We start from the raw sequence: 20,043 nt of genomic DNA, 5'->3' as shown, positions 1-20,043 counted from the left end.
AGCAGGTACGCTCATCGCGATATGAGCAGCGAGAACCTCCCCCAGAGCCCGGAGCAGCAGCTCCGCAAGCCGCGCGTGGCCGTCGTGTTCGGCGGCCGCAGCTCCGAACACGGCATTTCGGTGGTCACGGCCGGTGCCGTCCTGAACGCCATCGACCGGACCAAGTACGACGTCCTGCCGATCGGCATCACGACGGACGGCCGCTGGGCGCTCACCGCCGACGAACCCGAACGCATGGCCATCGCGAACCGGACCATGCCGGACGTGGCGCAGCTGGCCGAGTCCGAGGAGGGCGGGGTCGTGCTCTCCGTCGACCCCGGCAGCCGTGAAGTGGTCTACACCGAGCCCGGCGCGGTGCCCAAGGCACTCGGCGAGGTCGACGTCGTCTTCCCCGTCCTGCACGGCCCGTACGGCGAGGACGGCACCCTCCAGGGGCTCCTGGAGCTGTCCGGTGTGCCGTACGTGGGTGCCGGGGTCCTCGCCTCGGCCGTCGGCCAGGACAAGGAGTACATGAAGCGGGTCTTCACCTCCTTCGGCCTCCCGGTCGGCCCGTACCTGGTGGTCCGCCCCCGCGAGTGGGAGAACGACCCGGCCGCCGCCCGCGAGCGCATCACCGGCTTCGCCGCCGAGCACGGCTGGCCGCTCTTCATCAAGCCCGCCCGGGCCGGCTCGTCCATCGGCATCACCAAGGTCGAGGACGCCTCCGGACTCGACGCGGCCATCGAGGAGGCCCGCCGCCACGACCCGAAGTTCCTGGTCGAGTCGCTGCTGAGGGGCCGCGAGATCGAGTGCGGCGTCCTGGAGTTCGAGGACGGACCGCGCGCCAGCGTGCCGGCCGAGATCCCGCCGGTCACCGCGCACGACTTCTACGACTTCGAGGCCAAGTACATCGACGCCGCCTCCGGGATCGTGCCGGCGCCGCTCACCGAGGAGCAGACCGCCGAGGTCCAGCGGCTCGCCGTCGAAGCCTTCGACGCGTGCTCCTGCGAGGGCCTGGTGCGCGCCGACTTCTTCCTCACCGAGGACGGCGGCTTCGTCATCAACGAGATCAACACCCTGCCCGGCTTCACCCCGATCTCCATGTACCCGCGCATGTGGGAGGAGAGCGGCGTCAGCTACCCGCAGCTGGTGGACCGGCTCATCCAGGCCGCGCTGACCCGGCCGACCGGCCTGCGCTGACCCGGCGGAACACGGCGAAGGGTGTGCGCTCGCTCGGAGCGCACACCCTAGAACCGGTTCGGGATCGTCTTCTTCACCGCCGGGGCGAACGCCGCGAGCGGGGTCGTGTCGTGCGCGTACGCCTCCGAGAGCGACACCTCGACGTAGGTCTCGCGGAGGGTCGTCGTCAGCCGGGGGCCGTCGCCCTCCCGCTGCTCCAGCATCCAGTTGACCCCGCTCGCGGTGATGCCCTTCGACTGGTCGTCGTCCATCTTCGCGGGGCGCGCCACACCGCAGCGCAGTACGATCGCCCCGTCCCCCCACCCGGCGGTCAGCGGCGAGGCCGGCTCGGGGTCACTCCGCTCCAGACCGCCGACGGTGTCCGGCAGTTCCCCGTCGAGCGCGCGGCAGTAGGCTGCGGCTTCCGGGGACGGGGAGGGCACCGAGACCGACGCCGCCGCGTCGCCCCCGGAACAGCCCGCCGTCAGCAGCACCAGGACGGCGGACGGAGCGAGGAGCACGGGACGGAGGAGCCGGCGGCGGGAGTACGTCACCGGCCCAGCGTAGACGGGGGCTACAGGTGAACGACCGGGCAGGTCAGGGTTCGGGTGATGCCCTCCACTTGCTGGACCCGGGCCACCACCATGCGCCCGAGCTCGTCCACCGTGTCGGCCCGGGCGCGCACGATCACGTCGTAGGGACCGGTGACGTCTTCTGCCTGGATGACTCCCGGAAGCTCGGAGACGGTCTCGGCGACGGTCGACGCCTTGCCCACCTCGGTCTGAATGAGGATGTACGCCTGTACCACGGAACCTCCAGGGCGGCCACGAGGATCATGTGGGGGAAAGGGACGCCACGTTATCGCGTCGCCGCGCGGAGCGGGGAGACCCGCGGGCCGGATGACGTCCTCAGCGTGGCGTACGGAACGCGCAAGTTGACGTAGTTCTTGACAGTACCGACAGCCAAGACGGCACGCGACCGCGAGTGGGGCGGCGCGCACGGGGGACAGGCCGGAGGGTCCGGCCCGACAGATGAGAGGTGACACTCGGTGAAGGCAACCGTGGGCGAGTTGGGCGAGTTCGGGCTCATCAGGGAGCTCACGTCCCGGCTCACCACCACTCCGGCGGTCCGGCTCGGCCCGGGCGACGACGCGGCGGTCGTGACAGCCCCCGACCGCAGGGTCGTGGCCAGCACGGACATCCTGCTGGAGGGACGGCACTTCCGGCGCGACTGGTCGACGGCGTACGACGTGGGCCGCAAGGCCGCCGCGCAGAACCTCGCCGACATCGCCGCCATGGGCGCCGTGCCCACCGCGATCCTTCTCGGCCTCGTCGTCCCCGCCGAACTCCCGGTCACCTGGGCCGGCGAGCTGATGGACGGACTGCGCGACGAGTGCCAGGTCGCGGGGGCGGCCGTGGTCGGCGGGGACGTCGTGCGCGGCGACCTGATCACCGTCTCCATCACCGCGCTCGGCGACCTGCGCAACCACGAACCCGTCACCCGGGCCGGCGCCCAGCCCGGGGACGTCGTCGCCGTCACCGGCTGGCTCGGCTGGTCCGCCGCCGGATACGCCGTGCTCTCCCGGGGCTTCCGCTCACCGCGCGCCTTCGTCGAGGCCCACCGCCGCCCCGAGCCCCCCTACCACGCGGGGCCCGCGGCCGCCGGGCTCGGAGCCACCGCCATGACCGACGTCAGCGACGGGCTCGTCGCCGACCTCGGGCACATCGCCGAGGCCAGCAAGGTCCGCATCGACCTGCGGTCCGGGCTCATCGACGTGCCGTCCCAGATGTCGGACATCGGCCAGGCGGTCGGCGTCGACCCGATGCAGTGGGTGCTGACCGGCGGCGAGGACCACGCGATCGTCGCGACCTTCCCGCCCGACGTGAAGCTCCCGGCCCGCTGGAAGGTGATCGGCGAGGTCCTCAACCCCTCGGCGCTGCCCCAGGTGACGGTCGACGGCGCGCCCTGGACCAGCAAGAACGGCTGGGACCACTTCGGCGACATCGAGGACTCCCAGTAGATTGCGGCCCATGCCGATACCTCCCTCCGCACCTCCCCGCGTGCTCACCGTCGCCGGATCCGACTCCGGCGGCGGTGCGGGCATCCAGGCCGACCTCAAGACGATGCTCGCCCTGGGCACCCACGGGATGAGCGTGCTCACCGCCGTCACCGCGCAGAACTCCCTCGGCGTCCAGGGCGCCTGGGAACTGCCCGCCGAGGCGGTCCGCGCCCAGTACCGCGGCGTCGTCGACGACATCGGCGTCGACGCCGTCAAGACCGGGATGCTGGCCTCCGCCCCGCTCGTGGAGACCGTCGCCGAACTCCTCGCGGGCACCTCGGCGCCCGTCGTCGTGGACCCGGTCGGCGTCTCCAAGCACGGCGACCCGCTCCTCGCCGCCGACGCCCTCGCATCCGTCGTCACCAAGCTGCTCCCCGTCGCGACCGTGGCCACGCCCAACCTGGACGAGGTGGCGCAGCTCACGGGCATCACCGTCACCGACGAGGCCGGGATGCGCCGGGCCGCCGGCGCGCTGCTCGCCTTCGGGCCCCGCTGGGTCGTGATCAAGGGCGGCCACCTGCCCGGTGAGCCCGTCGACCTGCTCACCGACGGCAGCGAGGAGCACTGGCTGCGCGCCCCCCGCCACGACAACCGGCACACCCACGGCACCGGCTGCACCCTCGCCTCGGCCATCGCGAGCCATCTGGCGCGGGGCGCCGGGGTGCCGGAGGCGGTCCGGGCCGCGAAGGCCTACGTCACCGGGGCGATCGAGGCGGGCTTCCCGCTGGGCGCGGGCATCGGCCCGGTCCGCCACGGCTGGCAGTTGCGCGACGCGGGCTGACGTACGGGCACAGCAAAAAGCCGGTCCACCGAGGTGGACCGGCTTTTCGGGCAACCGGTAGGGCTGCGCTACGACGGGAACGTCAGCGCGCGACCTTGCCGGCCTTGATGCACGAGGTGCAGACGTTGAGCCGCTTCGGCGTCCGACCGACCACGGCACGCACGCGCTGGATGTTGGGGTTCCAGCGACGGGACGTACGGCGGTGCGAGTGCGAAATGTTGTTGCCGAAGCTCGGCCCCTTGCCGCAAACGTCGCAGTTGGCAGCCACGGGTCACTCCAAAGACTTCAGATGCACTTACAGTGAATTCCGGTACGCCGGATTCAAGGACTGAAGTGGCGGTACCGGGGGAATGGCCCGACTTTCATCGGGCAACCGAAGCAGCATACAACGCCTGCTCCGGAGATACGAAACTACCATGTCTTCCGCCCCCGCCCTCCCCGCCCCCGGACCGCCCGCACCCCCCGACCGGGACTAACCTGCGGTGCAGCCAGCCGCCCCGCCCCCGTCACGAGTCCCCGTTCCGAGCCCCGTCCGAGGAGGACCCGAGGTGCCGCAGACCGCCGACGAACCGGATGCCGTCGCGGTACGGAACTGGTGCTCGCTGGCCCTCGAAGCGCTCGGCCGGGAGCGGGCGGCGATCGACGCGATCAACGTCTACCCCGTCGCCGACGGGGACACCGGCACCAACCTCTACCTGACCGTGGAATCCGCGGCGGCCGCCGTCGAAGCGGTCTTCGCCGCCCACGAGACCGGCACCTCGGCCCCCTCCGCGGCGGACGCGGTACGGGCCATGGCCCACGGAGCCCTCATCGGCGCCCGCGGCAACTCCGGCACGATCCTGGCCCAGCTCCTGCGCGGCATGGCCGGCGTCCTCGCGGAGGGCACCGGCGGCGACCGGATGCGCCTCGCCCTCGGCCGGGCCGCCGCCTGGGCCCGCGAGGCGGTCGCCCACCCCGTCGAGGGCACCGTCCTCACCGTCGCGGACCGGGCCGCCGCCGCCGCCGGACGGGCCGCGCCCGGCGCGGACACGGCCGAGGTGGCCCGGGCCGCCTACGAGGGCGCCCGCACCGCGCTGGACGCGACGCCCGGACAGCTCCCCGCCCTCGCCAGGGCCGGGGTGGTCGACGCCGGGGGCCGCGGCCTGGTCACCCTCCTCGGCGCCCTGGTCGAAGCCGTCTCGGGACGGGCTCCGGAGCGGCCGTACCGGGCCCCCGCCCCGTCCGCCCCGGTGGGCGGCGGGGACACGGAGTGCCCGGCGGGCGACGAGGGGGACGGGGGCGGCCCCGCCTTCGAGGTCATCTACCTCCTCGAAGCGGGCGACGAGGCCGTCGAGCGGCTGCGCGCCCGGCTGGACGCCCTCGGCGACTCCCTGGTGGTGGTCGGCGGCGACGGCCTGTGGAACGTCCACGTCCATGTGGACGACGCCGGCGCCGCGGTCGAGGCGGGCGTCGAGGCCGGCCGCCCGTACCGCATCCGCATCACCCACTTCGCCGCCGACCGCGCCCGCGCCCGCCCCGAGCCCGCCCGGCGCGCGGTCGTCGTGGTCGTCCCGGGGGACGGTCTCGCCGCCCTCTGCCGGGAGGCCGGCGCGACGACCGTGCTCGCGCGGCCCGGCGAACCGCTCGCCAGCGGCGAACTGGCCGACGCCGTCCGGCGCGCCCACGCCCGCGAGGTGGTGCTCCTCCCAAACGACGCGGACCTGCGCCACACCGCTGCCGCCGCCGCCGAACAGGCCAGGGCCCAGGGCATCCGGGTCGCCGTCATCCCGACCCGGGCCGCCGTCCAGGGCATCGCGGCCCTCGCCGTCCACGAGCCGGACCGCAGCTTCGACGAGGACGTGGTCGCGATGACCTCGGCGGCCGGCGCCACCCGCTACGCCGAACTGGCCGTCGCCGAACGGCAGTCCTGGACCACGGCGGGCATCTGCCAGGCCGGGGACGTGCTGGGCCTCATCGACGGCGACGTGGCGGTCATCGGCCAGGACGTCCCCGGCACGGCCCGCAAGGTGCTGGACCGGATGCTCGCGGCCGGCGGCGAGCTGGTCACCCTGGTCCTGGCCGAGGACACCCCGCCCGCGCTGGCCGAAGCCCTGGAGCAGCACGTCCGCGACGGCCACCTGGCGGTGGACACCACCACCTACCGGGGCGGCCACCAGGGCGCGCCGCTGCTGATCGGCGTCGAATAGCACCCGGCGCGGCGACGGGCCCGGGCGGCGCCCGGCGGACGACTGTCACTGCCGTGGTGTGCAATGGATCGCGTGTCTGCGTTTGAAGAACCCCTCAGGAAGCTGCTCGGCGGACCCACCGCGAAGGTGATGGCCGAGCACCTCGACCTGCACACGGTCGGTGATCTCCTCCATCACTACCCGCGCCGGTACGAGGAGCGCGGCCGGCTCACGGCGCTGACCGACCTCCCGCTCGACGAGCACGTCACGGTCGTCGCCCAGGTCGCGGACGCCCGCGTGCTCACCTTCAACGGCGGACGCGGCAAGCGCCTCGAAGTGACCCTCACCGACGGCCACGGCCGCCTCCAGCTGGTCTTCTTCGGCCACGGCGTCCACAAGCCGCACAAGGACCTGCTGCCCGGCCGGCGCGCGATGTTCGCCGGCAAGGTCTCCGTCTTCAACCGGAAGACGCAGCTCGCCCACCCCACGTACCAGCTGCTCGACGCCGCCTCCGCGGACGACGCCGAGGCGGCCGAGGCGGTGGACGCCTTCGCCGGCAAGCTGCTGCCGATCTACCCGGCCTGCAAGCAGATCGACTCCTGGCGGATCGCCAAGGCGGTCGACGCGGTGCTGCCCAGCGCCCGCGAGGCAGTCGACCCGCTCCCCGGAGCCCTGCGCGAGGGCCGAGGCTTCATCCCGCTGCCCGAGGCCCTGCTGAAGATCCACCGCCCGGCCGCCAAGGCCGACGTGGCGGCGGCCCGGGACCGGCTCAAGTGGGACGAGGCGTTCGTCCTCCAGGTCGCCCTGGCCCGCCGCAGGTACGCCGACACCCAGCTCCCCGCCGTCGCCCGCAGGCCCGTCGCCGGCGGCCTCCTCGACGCCTTCGACGCGAAGCTCCCGTTCACCCTCACCGACGGCCAGCGGAAGGTCTCCGGCGAGATCTTCGACGACCTCGCCACCGAGCACCCCATGCACCGCCTCCTCCAGGGCGAGGTCGGTTCCGGGAAGACCATGGTGGCCCTGCGCGCCATGCTCGCCGTGGTCGACGCGGGCGGCCAGGCCGCCATGCTCGCGCCCACCGAGGTCCTGGCCCAGCAGCACCACCGGTCGATCACCGAGATGATGGGGGAGCTGGCCGAGCATTGGGGCCTGTGGCGCGAAGCGCCTCTCGATGAGGGGCGGTGGTCGGGCGACGGGCGGGCGCTCGGCGGGGCGGACCAGGGCACCAAGGTCGTCCTGCTCACCGGGTCCATGGGCACCGCCGCCCGCCGGCAGGCCCTGCTCGACCTGGTCACCGGTGAGGCCGGCATCGTCATCGGGACGCACGCCCTCATCGAGGACAAGGTCAAGTTCCACGACCTGGGCCTGGTCGTCGTGGACGAACAGCACCGCTTCGGGGTCGAACAGCGCGACGCCCTGCGCTCCAAGGGCAAGCAACCGCCCCACCTCCTCGTCATGACCGCGACGCCCATCCCCCGTACCGTCGCCATGACCGTCTTCGGGGACCTGGAGACCTCCGTCCTCGACCAGCTCCCGGCCGGCCGCTCGCCCATCTCCAGCCACGTCGTCCCCGCCAAGGACAAGCCGCACTTCCTCAGCCGCGCCTGGGAACGGGTCCGCGAGGAGGTGGAGAACGGCCACCAGGCGTACGTCGTCTGCCCCCGCATCGGGGACGACGAGGACGACCCCGCCAAGAAGAAGGGGAAGAAGGAGGCCGGGGAGGAGGGCGACAAGCGGCCCCCGCTCGCCGTCCTGGAGATCGCCGAACAGCTCGCCAAGGGCCCCCTGACCGGACTGCGCGTCGAGGTGCTGCACGGCAGGATGCAGCCCGACGACAAGGACGACGTGATGCGCCGCTTCGCCGCGGGCGACGTCGACGTCCTGGTCGCCACCACGGTCATCGAGGTCGGCGTCAACGTCCCCAACGCCACCGCCATGGTCATCATGGACGCCGACCGCTTCGGCGTCTCCCAGCTGCACCAGCTGCGCGGCCGGGTCGGCCGAGGCTCCGCCCCCGGGCTCTGCCTGCTGGTCACCGAGGCCCACGAGGCGAGCCCCGCCCGCGCCCGGCTCTCCGCCGTCGCCGCCACCCTGGACGGCTTCGAGCTCTCCCGCATCGACCTCGAACAGCGCCGCGAGGGCGATGTGCTCGGCCAGGCCCAGTCCGGGGTGCGCTCCTCGCTGCGCGTCCTCAGCGTCATCGACGACGAGGAGGTCATCGCCGCCGCCCGCCAGGAGGCCGTCGCCGTCGTCGCCGCCGACCCCGGCCTGGAGCACCTGCCCGCGCTGCGCACCGCCCTGGACGCCCTCCTCGACAAGGAGCGCGAGGAGTATCTGGACAAGGGATGAGCCCGCCCGCCCCGGGAAGCCCCGGGCGCCCCGTCCGCCCCGACGCCATATCGTGGGAGGTACGGCGCCCACGGCTCCCCGCGCGCCGCCCCGACCCGAGGACCAGACACCCATGACCCGCGTGATCGCAGGCGTGGCCGGCGGACGCCGCCTGGCCGTCCCGCCCGGCACCGGCACCCGGCCCACATCCGACCGCGCGCGCGAGGGGCTGTTCTCCACCTGGCAGGCGCTCCTGGGCACCCTGGACTCCGTCCGGGTCGCCGACCTCTACGCCGGCTCCGGCGCCGTCGGCCTCGAAGCGCTCTCCCGGGGCGCCGCCCACGCCCTGCTCGTGGAGGCCGACGCCAAGGCCCTGCGCACCGTCAAGGAGAACGCCCGCACCCTCGGCCTGCCCGGCGCAGAGGTCCGCGGCGGCAAAGCGGAACAGATCGTGACGGGCCCGGCCCCCGCGGAACCGTACGACGTGGTCTTCCTGGACCCGCCGTACGCCGTCACCGACGACGATCTGCGCGAGATCCTCCTCACACTCCGTACGCAGGGGTGGCTCACGAGCGACGCACTCGTCACCGTGGAACGCAGCACCAGAGGCGGAGAATTCAGCTGGCCCAAGGGTTTCGAGCCGTTGCGGGCCCGTCGCTACGGCGAGGGAACGTTTTGGTACGGTCGCGCCGCCGCCACGTGCGAAGACGCACGATGACCGGACCGGAGAGCGAGGGAACCAAGTTGCGCCGCGCCGTATGCCCGGGGTCGTTCGACCCCATCACCAACGGACATCTCGACATCATCGGCCGAGCCTCGAAGCTGTACGACGTCGTGCACGTCGCGGTGATGATCAACCAGTCCAAGAAGGGCCTGTTCACGGTCGAGGAGCGGATCGGGCTCATCCGCGAGGTCACCGCCGAGTTCGGCAACGTCGAGGTCGAGTCCTTCCACGGCCTGCTCGTGGACTTCTGCAAGCAGCGCGACATCCCGGCGATCGTGAAGGGCCTGCGCGCCGTCAGCGACTTCGACTACGAACTCCAGATGGCCCAGATGAACAACGGCCTCTCCGGCGTCGAGACGCTCTTCGTGCCGACCAACCCCACCTACAGCTTCCTGTCGTCCTCCCTGGTCAAGGAGGTCGCGGCGTGGGGCGGCGACGTCTCCCACCTGCTGCCGCCGGTCGTCCAGCGGGCCCTGACCGAACGCCTCGCCCAGCGCTGAACCACTGACGGCGCGTCAGCGTCACGCACCGCAGGTGTCGGGCGGGCGCCGACTGGCCGTACAGTCGTCCCGTCCGTCTCCAACCGGCAGTAGAGAGTGGCGAGCACACGGTGGACGTGCAGAAGAAGCTGGACGAGATCGTCGCGACGGTCGGGAGCGCCCGGTCCATGCCCATGTCGGCGTCCTGCGTGGTCAACCGCGCCGAACTGCTCGCGATGCTCGAAGAGGTGCGCGAGGCCCTGCCCGGCTCGCTCGCCCAGGCCGCGGAGGTCATCGGCGGCCACGAGCAGCTGGTGGAGCAGGCCCGCCAGGAGGCCGGCCGCATCATCGACAGCGCCCGCGCCGAGCGCACCGCCCTGATCGCCGACACCGAGATCGCCCGGCGCTCCCAGGCCGAGGCGGACCGCATCCTCGCCGAGGCCCGCAAGGAGGCCGACGAGGTCCGCGCCGAGGCCGACGAGTACGTCGACAGCAAGCTCGCCAACTTCGAGGTCGTCCTCACCAAGACCATCGGCTCCGTCGACCGGGGCCGCGAGAAGCTCCTCGGCCGCGGCCAGGGCTACGACGAGCAGGGATACGAGGACCCGGACTTCGCCGAGGCGCCCGAGCGCAGCACCGACCCGGACACGCTCCGCGAGCGCGCCGACGCGTACGTGGACACCAAGCTGGGCGCCTTCGAGGCGGTGCTCGCCAAGACCCTGGAAGCCGTCGGCCGGGGCCGGCAGAAGCTGCACGGCCGGGTCGCCACCGACGAGCTCGGCGCGCACATCGCCGCCCAGGACGCGGCCGGTGACCGGGTCCACACCAGCGACGAGGACCACTGGGCCGGACTGGCCGAGGCCGCCGCCCCGCAGCCGCTCCCGATCCCGCACCAGACCGAGCCGCAGTACGGCGGCCCGGAAGCGCAGTACGCCCAGGGCTACGGCTACCAGGACCAGCAGCAGGACGCGTACCAGGCGCCCCAGCCCCAGCAGGACGTCTACGGCTACCAGCAGCAGCCCGACCCCTACGCGGGCTACCAGCAGCAGGGCTACGACGCCTGGCAGCAGCCCCAGCAGCCCCTCCCGCAGCAGCACGGCGACGCCGCCCTGGACGAGACCAGCCTCTTCGACACCAGCATGATCGACCTGGACCAGCTGCGCCGCTACGAACAGGGGCGCTGACCGCCGCACGGCCCGGATTGGGAGCTGGGCGGTGTGTCCAGTATCCTGGCTCTTCGGTCGCGCGTATGTCCGCGATCCCGGCTGCCCGCTTCGACTCCGGACGGGCCGGCCCCCTCCCACCAGCGCGTGACGCGTTCGATCCGAAAGCAGGAGAAGCCCTGAACGGCCACCTCGACCACCGAAACCCCCTCGTGTTCGACACGCACGAGCTGGGCCGGCGTCCCGGTGCCATGAAGCGGCTGACCCGCACGGCGGACGCCCCCGCCGACCTCGGTGTCGGCGGCGTCATCGGAGTGCCGGAAGGCGCACCGGTGGAGCTGGACCTCCGTCTCGAATCCGTCATGGAGGGCGTGCTCGTCACCGGGACCGCCCGTGCGACGGTCGAGGGGGAGTGCGTAAGGTGTCTGGAGCCGCTGAGCCGCGAGGTCGAGGCGGACTTCCAGGAGATGTTCTCGTACCCTGACGCCGATGACCGGAACCACGGCAAGCCCGCGGACCCGGCCGACGACGCCGAGGACGACGAGGACAGGCTTTTCCTCGAGGACGGCCTGTTCGACCTCGAGCCGGTGCTGCGTGATGCGGTGGTGCTCGCACTGCCGATGCAGCCGGTGTGCAAGGAATCCTGTGCCGGTCTGTGCTCCGAGTGCGGAGTCAGGCTGGACGAGAATCCCGGCCACCACCACGATGCCGTCGACGCTCGTTGGGCGGCACTGCAAGGACTCGCCGAGACCATTCAGGACGGCGAGAAGGACAACATGGGCGGCGCCGCACCCGGCGTCGACAAGAAGCAGGAGAAGTAGCCGTGGCTGTTCCGAAGCGGAAGATGTCGCGCAGCAACACGCGCCACCGCCGGTCGCAGTGGAAGGCTGCGGTCCCCACCCTGGTTTCGTGCGAGCGCTGCCAGGAGCCGAAGCTGCAGCACATCGCGTGCCCCAGCTGCGGCACGTACAACAAGCGCCAGGTCCTCGAGGTCTGAGCGGCTGGTGAGAGGCCCGATGTCTGAGTTGTCCCACGCCAAGAAGCAGGCAGACAACGTCAACACAGCCTCGTCCCACACGCTTCTGGAAGGGCGGCTCGGGTACCAACTCGAGTCCGCCCTTCTGGTGCGTGCGCTGACCCACCGTTCGTACGCGTACGAGAACGGCGGCCTGCCCACCAACGAGCGGCTGGAGTTCCTCGGGGACTCCGTGCTCGGTCTGGTGGTCACGGACACGCTGTACCGCACCCACCCCGATCTGCCCGAAGGCCAGCTGGCCAAGCTGCGGGCCGCGGTGGTCAACTCGCGTGCGCTTGCTGAGGTGGGCCGCGGCCTCGAACTCGGCTCCTTCATCCGGCTCGGCCGCGGTGAAGAGGGCACGGGGGGCCGGGACAAGGCGTCCATCCTCGCCGACACCCTGGAAGCGGTGATCGGCGCGGTCTATCTCGATCAGGGCCTCGACGCGGCGTCCGAGCTGGTCCACCGGCTCTTCGACCCGCTGATCGACAGGTCCTCGAACCTCGGCGCCGGCCTGGACTGGAAGACCAGCCTCCAGGAACTCACCGCGAGCGAGAGCCTCGGAGTCCCCGAGTACCTCGTCACGGAGACCGGCCCGGACCACGAGAAGACCTTTACTGCTGCTGCTCGCGTCGGTGGTGTCTCGTACGGCACCGGCACCGGCCGTAGCAAGAAGGAAGCGGAGCAGCAGGCGGCCGAGTCCGCCTGGCGCGAGATCACCGCCGCCGCCGAGGCGCGGGAGGCAGCGGCGAAGGCCGCCGCCGACGGAGGGGCCGCCGACACCCCTGCCGACCCCGCGCCGTCCACGGACGTCGCTCCCGCCTGACCTGCCGAGAACCCCCCGGCGCCGCCGTGCGCCGGGGGGTTCTCTCTTTCTCTGTACGCTCTCTCCTCCCAGGAGCCTGTCCGTGCCCGAACTGCCCGAGGTCGAAGTCGTCCGCCGAGGTCTGGAACGCTGGGTCGCCGGGCGGACGGCCGGTGAGGTCGAGGTCCTGCACCCGCGCGCGGTCCGCCGCCATCTCGCGGGCGGCGCGGACTTCGCGGCCCGGCTCACGGGGACGCGGTTCGGGACGGCGATGCGGCGGGGCAAGTACCTGTGGGTGCCGCTGGACGAGGCGGCCGGTTCGCTCCTCGGCCACCTGGGCATGAGCGGTCAGCTGCTCGTCCAGCCCGAGGGGGCGCCGGACGAGAAGCATCTGCGGGTCAGGATCAGGTTCGCCGACGCGGTCGGCACCGAACTGCGCTTCGTGGACCAGCGCACCTTCGGCGGCCTCTCGCTCCACGAGAACACCCCGGACGGGCTGCCCGACATCATCGGGCACATCGCCCGCGACCCCCTGGACCCGGCGTTCGACGGCGCCGCTTTCCACACGGCGCTGCGGCTGCGCCGTACGACGATCAAGCGCGCGCTGCTCGACCAGTCGCTGATCAGCGGGGTCGGCAACATCTACGCGGACGAGGCGCTGTGGCGCGCCCGGCTGCACTATGACCGGCCGACCGCGACGCTCACCCGCCCCAGGTCCGCCGAACTCCTCGGCCACGTCCGCGACGTGATGAACGCCGCGCTGGCCCAGGGCGGCACCAGCTTCGACAGCCTCTATGTCAACGTCAACGGCGAGTCGGGCTACTTCGACCGCTCGCTCGACGCCTACGGGCGCGAGGGCGAGCCCTGCCACCGCTGCGGTACGCCGATGGCGCGGCGCCCCTGGATGAACCGGTCCAGCTACTACTGCCCCCGCTGCCAGCGCCCGCCGCGCGTGCGCCCCTAGTCTTCCCGCGCGTCGTAGCGCGCCCGGGCCGCCAGGACCTCGGGCATCCGGCCCTCCACGAAGTGGATCAGGCCGAGCAGCCGCTCCGCGACCTCGCGGCCGAGCGGGGTGAGCTCGTAGTCCACCCGGGGCGGGTTGGTGAGCTGGGCCTCACGGTGCACGAGGCCGTCCCGCTCCAGCGCGTGCAGCGTCTGGGACAGCATCTTCTCGCTCACCCCGCCGACCTTGCGGCGCAGCGCGTTGAACCGCAGGCTCTCCTCGTACAGGGCACCGAGCGTGAGGGCGCCCCAGCGGCCGGTGGCGTGTTCGAGCAGGCCGCGCGAGGGGCACTGCTTCGAGAACACGTCGAAGGCCAGGTCGTCCGTCTCCGACGTCTCCGGTGCGGTGCTCAGGTCCATGAAACCAGCGTACGCCCGCACAGCGCTTTCCCTCAGTCAGTGTGACCCGGGGGAGGCGAGCGGGGCGTACGAGGTGGCACGTGCGGCGGTGGTACGGGTCAGAAGCCGAAGTCCTGGGTCCACCAGGGGCCGCCGGCTCCGTAGTGGACGCCGACGCCGAGCGTCTTGTAATCGCAGTTGAGAATGTTTGCCCGGTGGCCGTCGCTGTTCATCCAGGCGTCCATCACGGCCTGCGCGTCGGCCTGTCCGCGGGCTATGTTCTCGCCGCCGAGGCCCGAGACGCCGGCCGCGTCCGCCCGGTCCCAGGGGGTCTTGCCGTCGGGGTCGGTGTGGTCGAAGAAGCCGCGTGCCGCCATGTCGTCGCTGAAGTCCTGGGCGAGCGAGGCGAGCGAGGCGCTCGCGGTGACCGGGCTGCATCCGACCTTGCCGCGCTCCTCGTTGACGAGGGCCAGGATCGCGGCCTGGGCCGAGGCGGCGGTGGTCTTCGGCGCGCTGCTGCTGGACGGGGCCGGCGCGGAGGACTTCGGGGCGGCCGGCGCCGAGCGCTTCGCGGCCGGGGCCTTCGATGTCGAGGAGGAGGGCCGGGCCGGCTCCTTCTTCTTGGCCGGTGCCTTCTCGCCGGACGCGGTCTTCGACGGCGACGCGGATGTGGAGGACGCGGCGGACTTCGAGGGCGACGCGGAAGCGGAGTGCGAAGCGGAGGGCGAGTGGGAGGCGCTGGGGGAGGCCGACTCGGAGGGCTTCGACGTCGCGGAAGGCGACTTCTTGGGCGCGGCGGGGCGGTCCGTCCCCCGGCTCGCCGGGGTGGAAGCGGAGGAGCGTTCGGAGGGCGATGCGGTAGCTCCCCCCTGGGTGAGCAGGTCCGGGGCGGCCTGGGAGCGGACCTGTTCGGCGGCCGGACCGCCGCTCACGGTGCGGCTGTCCCCGCCGGGCAGCAGACCCGACGCCACGGCGACGGCGCCGACGGCCACGGCCGCCGAGACGCCTATGAGTCCGGTGCGCACGGGGATCGCGGACCGCTTCCGGCGGCCCGTCCCGCGGTGCCCGGCCGAGACCCCGTCCGCGTGTTCCTCGGCGGCGGGGGCTGCGGCGCTGCGTCGATGGCGTCCCATCTGCTGTGCCCTTCTGACGACCTGGACGCCGTTTTCGGCGCCCGTGCTCACCCGAACGAGTGAAGCTTTTGCGAGGGGACTGTACGCCATGGCGATTCGCCGGGACGTGCTCCGAACGCAAGGGGACCGATAGCGTTCGGGCATGAACGAAGATGTCCGGCTCACCGCTTGGGTACGCGGCCGAGTACAGCAAGTAGGGTTTCGCTGGTTCACCAGGGCAAACGCTTTGGAGATCGGTGGCCTCACCGGTTTCGCCCTCAATCTGGACGATGGCCGGGTGCAGGTCGTGGCGGAGGGCCGGCGTGAGAATTGCCACCGTCTTCTCGACTGGCTCCGCTCCGACGACACACCCGGCCGTGTCGACGGCGTCACTGAGATATGGGACACGCCGCGCGGCGGATACGAGGGATTCGCGATCCGCTGAGACCGCTCCCGAAAGGCCCTCGCAAGGGCCCGCGTCCGGCCCGTGTCCGATGCGCGGCGGGCGGTGACCGGATGCGCTCCCGTCGCGCATACACATGAAATGACCTGCGGAATGTCCTGATGGTTGCCAAGAATCGGTTGGCGTGCCAGGCTGCCGCCCTAAGGATGATCTCCGTACCCCTGAGGGCCCCGTCGGAGAGCCGCGCCGCATGATCGTCCCGCCGCGCGCCCCCGGGACGCCCGCCTCTGTGGGGTGTGATCGTGTTGACCGTCAAACTTTTTGGTGAGACTCTGAAATCCCCGCGCACCTCAGCTGTTCGGCAGAGCTGGTAGGCAGCAGGACAGCAGTGACAGTGAGCACTGCCGAACACCGCGGGTGCGATCCCTCACGACCCACACCGCATCGGTCGGTCACTCATTGTGGAGGACCATCCATCATGGCAAAGGCGCTTCTCGGTTACGTCGGCGGTTCCGACCCGCGACTCCTCGCCGAGATGCGACGGCTCCAGCAGCGCGTCCAGGACCTCGAATCCGAGCTCGTACGGATTCAGGAGGAGAACGACGCGCTCAACGCCGCCGCCCAGCACCAGTCGCTGCTCGACAGCATCGACATCGACGTACCCCAGGCGGAGCCGGCACTCACCTGATCCGCACGGCGACCTGACCCGCACGGCACACCCGCATTCTCCGTCAGGCCGCGGGTACGTGTGCGACACCGCCTGATCCGCAGAATCACAGGGACGCTTCGGCGTCCCTTCTTTCTTTTTCCCGCCCCGCGCAGGCCCTGCCCCGGACGTACACCCCTTCCCTTACCGTCTGATGTGCCCTGCACCTTCATCAGCGAAACCGAGAGCGAAAGGTAGAGTCCGGCGGCGTGCACCTCAAGGCCCTGACCCTGCGCGGTTTCAAGTCGTTCGCCTCCGCCACGACGCTGCGATTCGAACCCGGCATCACCTGCGTCGTCGGGCCCAACGGGTCGGGCAAATCCAATGTGGTGGACGCGCTCTCCTGGGTCATGGGCGAACAGGGCGCGAAATCCCTGCGCGGCGGCAAGATGGAAGACGTGATCTTCGCCGGGACCACCGGCCGGCCGCCGCTCGGCCGGGCCGAGGTCTCGCTGACCATCGACAATTCCGACGGCGCCCTGCCCATCGAGTACGCCGAAGTCACCATTACGCGGATCATGTTCCGCAACGGCGGCAGCGAATACCAGATCAACGGCGACACCTGCCGGCTGCTGGACATCCAGGAACTCCTCTCCGACTCCGGCATCGGCCGCGAAATGCACGTCATCGTCGGCCAGGGCCAGCTGGACTCCGTCCTGCACGCCGACCCCATGGGCCGCCGCGCCTTCATCGAGGAGGCGGCTGGCGTCCTCAAGCACCGCAAGCGCAAGGAGAAGGCGCTGCGGAAGCTGGACGCGATGGGGGCGAACCTCGCCAGGGTCCAGGACCTCACCGACGAACTGCGCAGACAGCTGAAGCCCCTCGGCCGGCAGGCGGCCGTGGCCCGCCGCGCCGCCGTCATCCAGGCCGACCTGCGCGACGCCCGGCTGCGCCTGCTCGCGGACGACCTCGTGACGCTGCGCACCGCCCTGCGCAGCGAGATCGCCGACGAGGCCGCGCTCAGACAGCGCCGGGAGGCCGCCGAGGCGGAGCTCAAGGCCGCCCTCGCCCGGGAGGCCGAACTGGAGGACCAGGTCCGGCGCCTGACCCCCCGGCTCCAGCGCGCCCAGCAGACCTGGCACGAGCTGTCGCAGCTCGCCGAGCGGGTACGCGGCACGATCTCGCTGGCCGACGCCCGGGTGAAGAGCGCCACCGCACCGCCCGAGGAGGAGCGCCGGGGCCGCGACCCCGAGGACATGGAGCGCGAGGCCGCCCGCATCCGCGAGCAGGAGGCCGAGCTGACCGCCGCCCTGGAAGCGGCGGAACACGCGCTGGACGACACCGCCTCCCACCGCGCCGGACTCGAACGCGCCTTGGCCGCCGAGGAGCGCCGCCTCAAGGACGCCGCCCGGGCCCTGGCCGACCGCCGCGAAGGGCTCGCCCGGCTGCACGGCCAGGTCAACGCCGCCCGCAGCCGCGCCGGTTCGGCCCAGGCGGAGATCGACCGGCTCTCCGCCGCGCGCGACGAGGCCCGGGAGCGGGCCGTCGCCGCCCAGGCGGAGTACGAGGAGCTGAAGGCCGAGGTCGACGGCCTGGACGCCGGGGACACCGAGCTCGGCGAGCAGCACGAGGCCGCCCGTCGCGCGCTGAAGGAGGCCGAGGCGGCGCACTCCCGGGCCCGCGAGGAGGCCACCGCCGCCGAACGCCAGCGCGCCGCCGTGGCGGCCCGGCACGACGCGCTCGCCCTCGGGCTGCGCCGCAAGGACGGCACGGGAGCACTGCTCACGGCCCGCGACCGGCTCACCGGCCTGCTCGGGCCCGCCGCCGAACTGCTGACGGTGGCCCCGGGCCACGAGGTCGCGGTGGCGGCGGCCCTGGGCGCGGCGGCGGACGCCGTCGCGGTCACCGACCCGGCCACGGCGGCCGAGGCGATCCGGCTGCTGCGCAAGCAGGACGCGGGCCGCGCGGCCCTGCTCCTGGGCGGGGTGCGGCGGGCCGACGACCGGGCACCGGAGCCCGTGGCGCCGGGCGGCACCCCCGCCGTCGCCGATCTCGTCGACGGACCCGCCGGACTGGTGGCCGCCGTGCGCAGGCTGGTGCGGGACATGGTGGTCGTCGCGACGCTGGAGGACGCCGAGGACCTGGTCGCCGCCCACCCGGAGCTGACCGCGGTGACCGGCGAGGGCGACCTGCTCTCCGCCCACTTCGCGCACGGCGGCTCCGCCGGGGCACCCAGCCTCCTCGAAGTGCAGGCGTCCGTGGACGAGGCCGCGGCCGAGCTGGCCGGGCTCGCCGTCCGGTGCACCGAACTGGCCGAGGCCCAGCGGCTCGCGGCCGGCCGGCGGAACGGGGCGGCGGCCCTGGTCGAGGAGCTGGGGGAGCGGCGCCGGGCCGCCGAGCGGGAGCGCTCCGGGGTCGCCCAGCAGCTCGGACGGCTGGCCGGACAGGCGCGGGGCGCCGCCGGTGAGGCCGAGCGCATGGACGCCTCCGCCGCGCGGGCCCAGGAGGCGCTGGAGCGGGCCACCGAGGAGGCGGAGGAGCTGGCCGAGCGGCTGCTCGTCGCCGAGGAGGCGGCCGGGGACGGCGCCGACGACGAACCGGACACCGGCGTGCGCGACCGGCTCGCGGCCGACGGCGCCAACGCCCGCCAGACCGAGATGGAGGCCCGTCTCCAGGTCCGTACGCACGAGGAACGCGTCAAGGCCCTCGCCGGGCGCGCCGACTCGCTGGACCGGGCCGCGCGCGCCGAGCGCGAGGCGCGGGCCCGGGCCGAGCGGCGGCGCGCCCGGCTGCGCCACGAGGCGGAGGTGGCGGCGGCCGTGGCGTCGGGGGCCCGGCAGCTCCTGGCGCACGTCGAGGTGTCCGTCGTACGGGCGGAGCGGGAGCGGGCGGCGGCCGAGGCGTCCAAGGGGGAGCGGGAGCGCGAGCTGGCGGCGGAGCGGCTGCGGGGCCGGGACCTCAAGGGGGAGCTGGACAAGCTGACGGACTCGGTGCACCGGGGCGAGGTGCTGGGGGCCGAGAAGCGGCTGCGGATGGAGCAGCTGGAGACCAGGGCGCTGGAGGAGCTGGGCGTCGAGCCGGCCGGTCTGGTGGCGGAGTACGGGCCCGACCAGCCGGTCCCGCCCTCGCCGCCCGCCGAGGGCGAGGAGCTGCCGGAGGACCCGGAGCATCCGCGTAACCGGCCGAGGCCGTTCGTCAGGGCCGAGCAGGAGAAGCGGCTCCGGTCGGCCGAACGGGCGTATCAGCAACTCGGGAAGGTGAATCCGCTCGCCCTCGAGGAGTTCTCGGCGCTGGAGGAGCGGCACAAGTTCCTGTCCGAGCAGCTGGAGGACCTGAAGAAGACCCGGGCCGATCTGCTCCAGGTCGTCAAGGAGGTCGACGAGCGGGTCGAGCAGGTGTTCACCGAGGCGTACCGGGACACGGCGCGCGAGTTCGAGGGCGTCTTCTCGCGCCTCTTCCCGGGCGGTGAGGGACGGCTGATCCTGACCGATCCCGACCACATGCTCACCACCGGGGTGGATGTCGAGGCCCGGCCGCCGGGCAAGAAGGTCAAGCGGCTCTCCCTGCTGTCCGGCGGCGAAAGGTCCCTGACGGCGGTGGCGTTGCTGGTCTCGATCTTCAAGGCGAGGCCCAGCCCGTTCTACGTCATGGACGAGGTCGAGGCGGCGCTGGACGACACCAACCTCCAGCGGCTGATCCGGATCATGGAGGAGCTCCAGGAGAGCTCCCAGCTCATCGTCATCACGCACCAGAAGCGGACGATGGAGGTCGCCGACGCCCTGTACGGGGTGTCGATGCAGGGCGACGGCGTCTCGAAGGTGATCAGCCAGCGTCTTCGCTGAGCGCGGGGGTACCCGAGTGGTG

Annotated in this window: 20 protein-coding genes; 15 read left to right on the top strand and 5 right to left on the bottom strand. The window is 72.5% G+C overall.

From position 1 onward, the window contains the following. Positions 1–21: 21 nt before the first annotated feature. Positions 22–1,179, top strand: coding sequence for a D-alanine--D-alanine ligase family protein (locus FKN01_RS26820; RefSeq protein WP_143624989.1), 1,158 nt, complete (start codon positions 22–24; stop codon positions 1,177–1,179). A gap of 47 nt (positions 1,180–1,226) precedes the next feature. On the opposite strand, the gene FKN01_RS26815 is transcribed toward FKN01_RS26820, so the two are convergent. Both FKN01_RS26815 and FKN01_RS26810 read right to left on the bottom strand, forming a co-directional pair. Beyond that, positions 1,227–1,712 carry a DUF3515 domain-containing protein gene (locus FKN01_RS26815; RefSeq protein ID WP_185992998.1) on the bottom strand — a complete coding sequence of 162 codons (486 nt, stop codon included), beginning with the start codon at positions 1,710–1,712 and terminating at the stop codon, positions 1,227–1,229. Positions 1,713–1,732: 20 nt separating this feature from the next. Then, the gene (locus FKN01_RS26810) at positions 1,733–1,966 is read right to left on the bottom strand and encodes an Lrp/AsnC family transcriptional regulator (RefSeq protein ID WP_143624987.1); all 234 of its coding nucleotides are present in this window, start codon (positions 1,964–1,966) and stop codon (positions 1,733–1,735) included. Positions 1,967–2,206: 240 nt separating this feature from the next. Between FKN01_RS26810 and FKN01_RS26805 the strand changes: the two genes are divergently transcribed. Continuing rightward, positions 2,207–3,178, top strand: a complete 972-nt coding sequence (locus tag FKN01_RS26805) for a thiamine-phosphate kinase (protein ID WP_143624984.1) — start codon at positions 2,207–2,209, stop codon at positions 3,176–3,178. Positions 3,179–3,188: 10 nt separating this feature from the next. Then, complete coding sequence (gene thiD / locus FKN01_RS26800) at positions 3,189–3,998, top strand: bifunctional hydroxymethylpyrimidine kinase/phosphomethylpyrimidine kinase (protein ID WP_143624982.1); 810 nt, start codon at positions 3,189–3,191, stop codon at positions 3,996–3,998. A gap of 82 nt (positions 3,999–4,080) precedes the next feature. Here thiD and rpmB read toward each other — a convergent pair whose 3' ends face one another. Further along, positions 4,081–4,266, bottom strand: a complete 186-nt coding sequence (rpmB, locus tag FKN01_RS26795; protein WP_026171429.1) for a 50S ribosomal protein L28 — start codon at positions 4,264–4,266, stop codon at positions 4,081–4,083. Positions 4,267–4,546: 280 nt separating this feature from the next. Here rpmB and FKN01_RS26790 point away from each other — a divergent pair, with 280 nt between their 5' ends. The 9 genes from FKN01_RS26790 (at position 4,547) to mutM (ending at position 13,641) form a co-directional block, all read left to right on the top strand. Next, positions 4,547–6,184, top strand: a complete 1,638-nt coding sequence (locus FKN01_RS26790) for a DAK2 domain-containing protein (RefSeq protein ID WP_143624980.1) — start codon at positions 4,547–4,549, stop codon at positions 6,182–6,184. Positions 6,185–6,247: 63 nt separating this feature from the next. Then, the gene (gene recG, locus FKN01_RS26785) at positions 6,248–8,512 is read left to right on the top strand and encodes an ATP-dependent DNA helicase RecG (RefSeq protein WP_143624978.1); all 2,265 of its coding nucleotides are present in this window, start codon (positions 6,248–6,250) and stop codon (positions 8,510–8,512) included. A gap of 112 nt (positions 8,513–8,624) precedes the next feature. Next, positions 8,625–9,209: a 16S rRNA (guanine(966)-N(2))-methyltransferase RsmD gene (rsmD, locus tag FKN01_RS26780; protein ID WP_143624976.1), complete on the top strand. Its 585-nt coding sequence runs from the start codon at positions 8,625–8,627 to the stop codon at positions 9,207–9,209. Between the two features lie 26 nt (positions 9,210–9,235). Next, positions 9,236–9,715: a pantetheine-phosphate adenylyltransferase gene (coaD, locus tag FKN01_RS26775; protein WP_185992999.1), complete on the top strand. Its 480-nt coding sequence runs from the start codon at positions 9,236–9,238 to the stop codon at positions 9,713–9,715. Between the two features lie 110 nt (positions 9,716–9,825). Next, a complete protein-coding gene (locus tag FKN01_RS26770; RefSeq protein WP_143624972.1) occupies positions 9,826–10,878 on the top strand; it encodes an ATP synthase F0 subunit B in 1,053 nt (350 codons plus the stop codon). 191 nt (positions 10,879–11,069) lie between these two features. After that, complete coding sequence (locus tag FKN01_RS26765; RefSeq protein ID WP_073963736.1) at positions 11,070–11,678, top strand: DUF177 domain-containing protein; 609 nt, start codon at positions 11,070–11,072, stop codon at positions 11,676–11,678. A 2-nt stretch (positions 11,679–11,680) separates the two neighbouring features. After that, positions 11,681–11,854 (top strand): 50S ribosomal protein L32, encoded by a 174-nt coding sequence (rpmF, locus tag FKN01_RS26760; RefSeq protein ID WP_003965982.1) that lies wholly within the window; start codon positions 11,681–11,683, stop codon positions 11,852–11,854. A gap of 19 nt (positions 11,855–11,873) precedes the next feature. Beyond that, a complete protein-coding gene (gene rnc, locus FKN01_RS26755) occupies positions 11,874–12,698 on the top strand; it encodes a ribonuclease III (RefSeq protein WP_026171428.1) in 825 nt (274 codons plus the stop codon). Positions 12,699–12,780: 82 nt separating this feature from the next. Continuing rightward, the gene (gene mutM / locus FKN01_RS26750; RefSeq protein WP_143624970.1) at positions 12,781–13,641 is read left to right on the top strand and encodes a bifunctional DNA-formamidopyrimidine glycosylase/DNA-(apurinic or apyrimidinic site) lyase; all 861 of its coding nucleotides are present in this window, start codon (positions 12,781–12,783) and stop codon (positions 13,639–13,641) included. Here the strand turns inward: mutM and FKN01_RS26745 are convergent. Continuing rightward, a complete protein-coding gene (locus FKN01_RS26745) occupies positions 13,638–14,039 on the bottom strand; it encodes a helix-turn-helix domain-containing protein (protein WP_143624968.1) in 402 nt (133 codons plus the stop codon). The genes mutM and FKN01_RS26745 overlap by 4 nt on opposite strands. A 98-nt stretch (positions 14,040–14,137) precedes the next feature. Further along, positions 14,138–15,151: a CAP domain-containing protein gene (locus FKN01_RS26740; RefSeq protein WP_185992997.1), complete on the bottom strand. Its 1,014-nt coding sequence runs from the start codon at positions 15,149–15,151 to the stop codon at positions 14,138–14,140. A gap of 142 nt (positions 15,152–15,293) precedes the next feature. On the opposite strand from FKN01_RS26740, the gene FKN01_RS26735 reads away from it, so the two are divergent. The 3 genes from FKN01_RS26735 (at position 15,294) to smc (ending at position 20,021) form a co-directional block, all read left to right on the top strand. Continuing rightward, positions 15,294–15,575: an acylphosphatase gene (locus FKN01_RS26735; protein WP_026242487.1), complete on the top strand. Its 282-nt coding sequence runs from the start codon at positions 15,294–15,296 to the stop codon at positions 15,573–15,575. A gap of 436 nt (positions 15,576–16,011) precedes the next feature. After that, on the top strand, positions 16,012–16,221 hold the full coding sequence (locus tag FKN01_RS26725; RefSeq protein WP_018102403.1) for a hypothetical protein: 210 nt from the start codon (positions 16,012–16,014) through the stop codon (positions 16,219–16,221). A gap of 227 nt (positions 16,222–16,448) precedes the next feature. Then, complete coding sequence (smc, locus tag FKN01_RS26720; protein WP_143624966.1) at positions 16,449–20,021, top strand: chromosome segregation protein SMC; 3,573 nt, start codon at positions 16,449–16,451, stop codon at positions 20,019–20,021. The last annotated feature ends 22 nt before the right edge of the window (positions 20,022–20,043 follow it).

The sequence above is a fragment of the Streptomyces sp. 130 genome (genome assembly GCF_007096885.1).
Taxonomy (GTDB): domain Bacteria; phylum Actinomycetota; class Actinomycetes; order Streptomycetales; family Streptomycetaceae; genus Streptomyces.
Note: the sequence above shows the minus strand (reverse complement) of the source record. Positions and strands in the feature narration are given on the sequence as shown.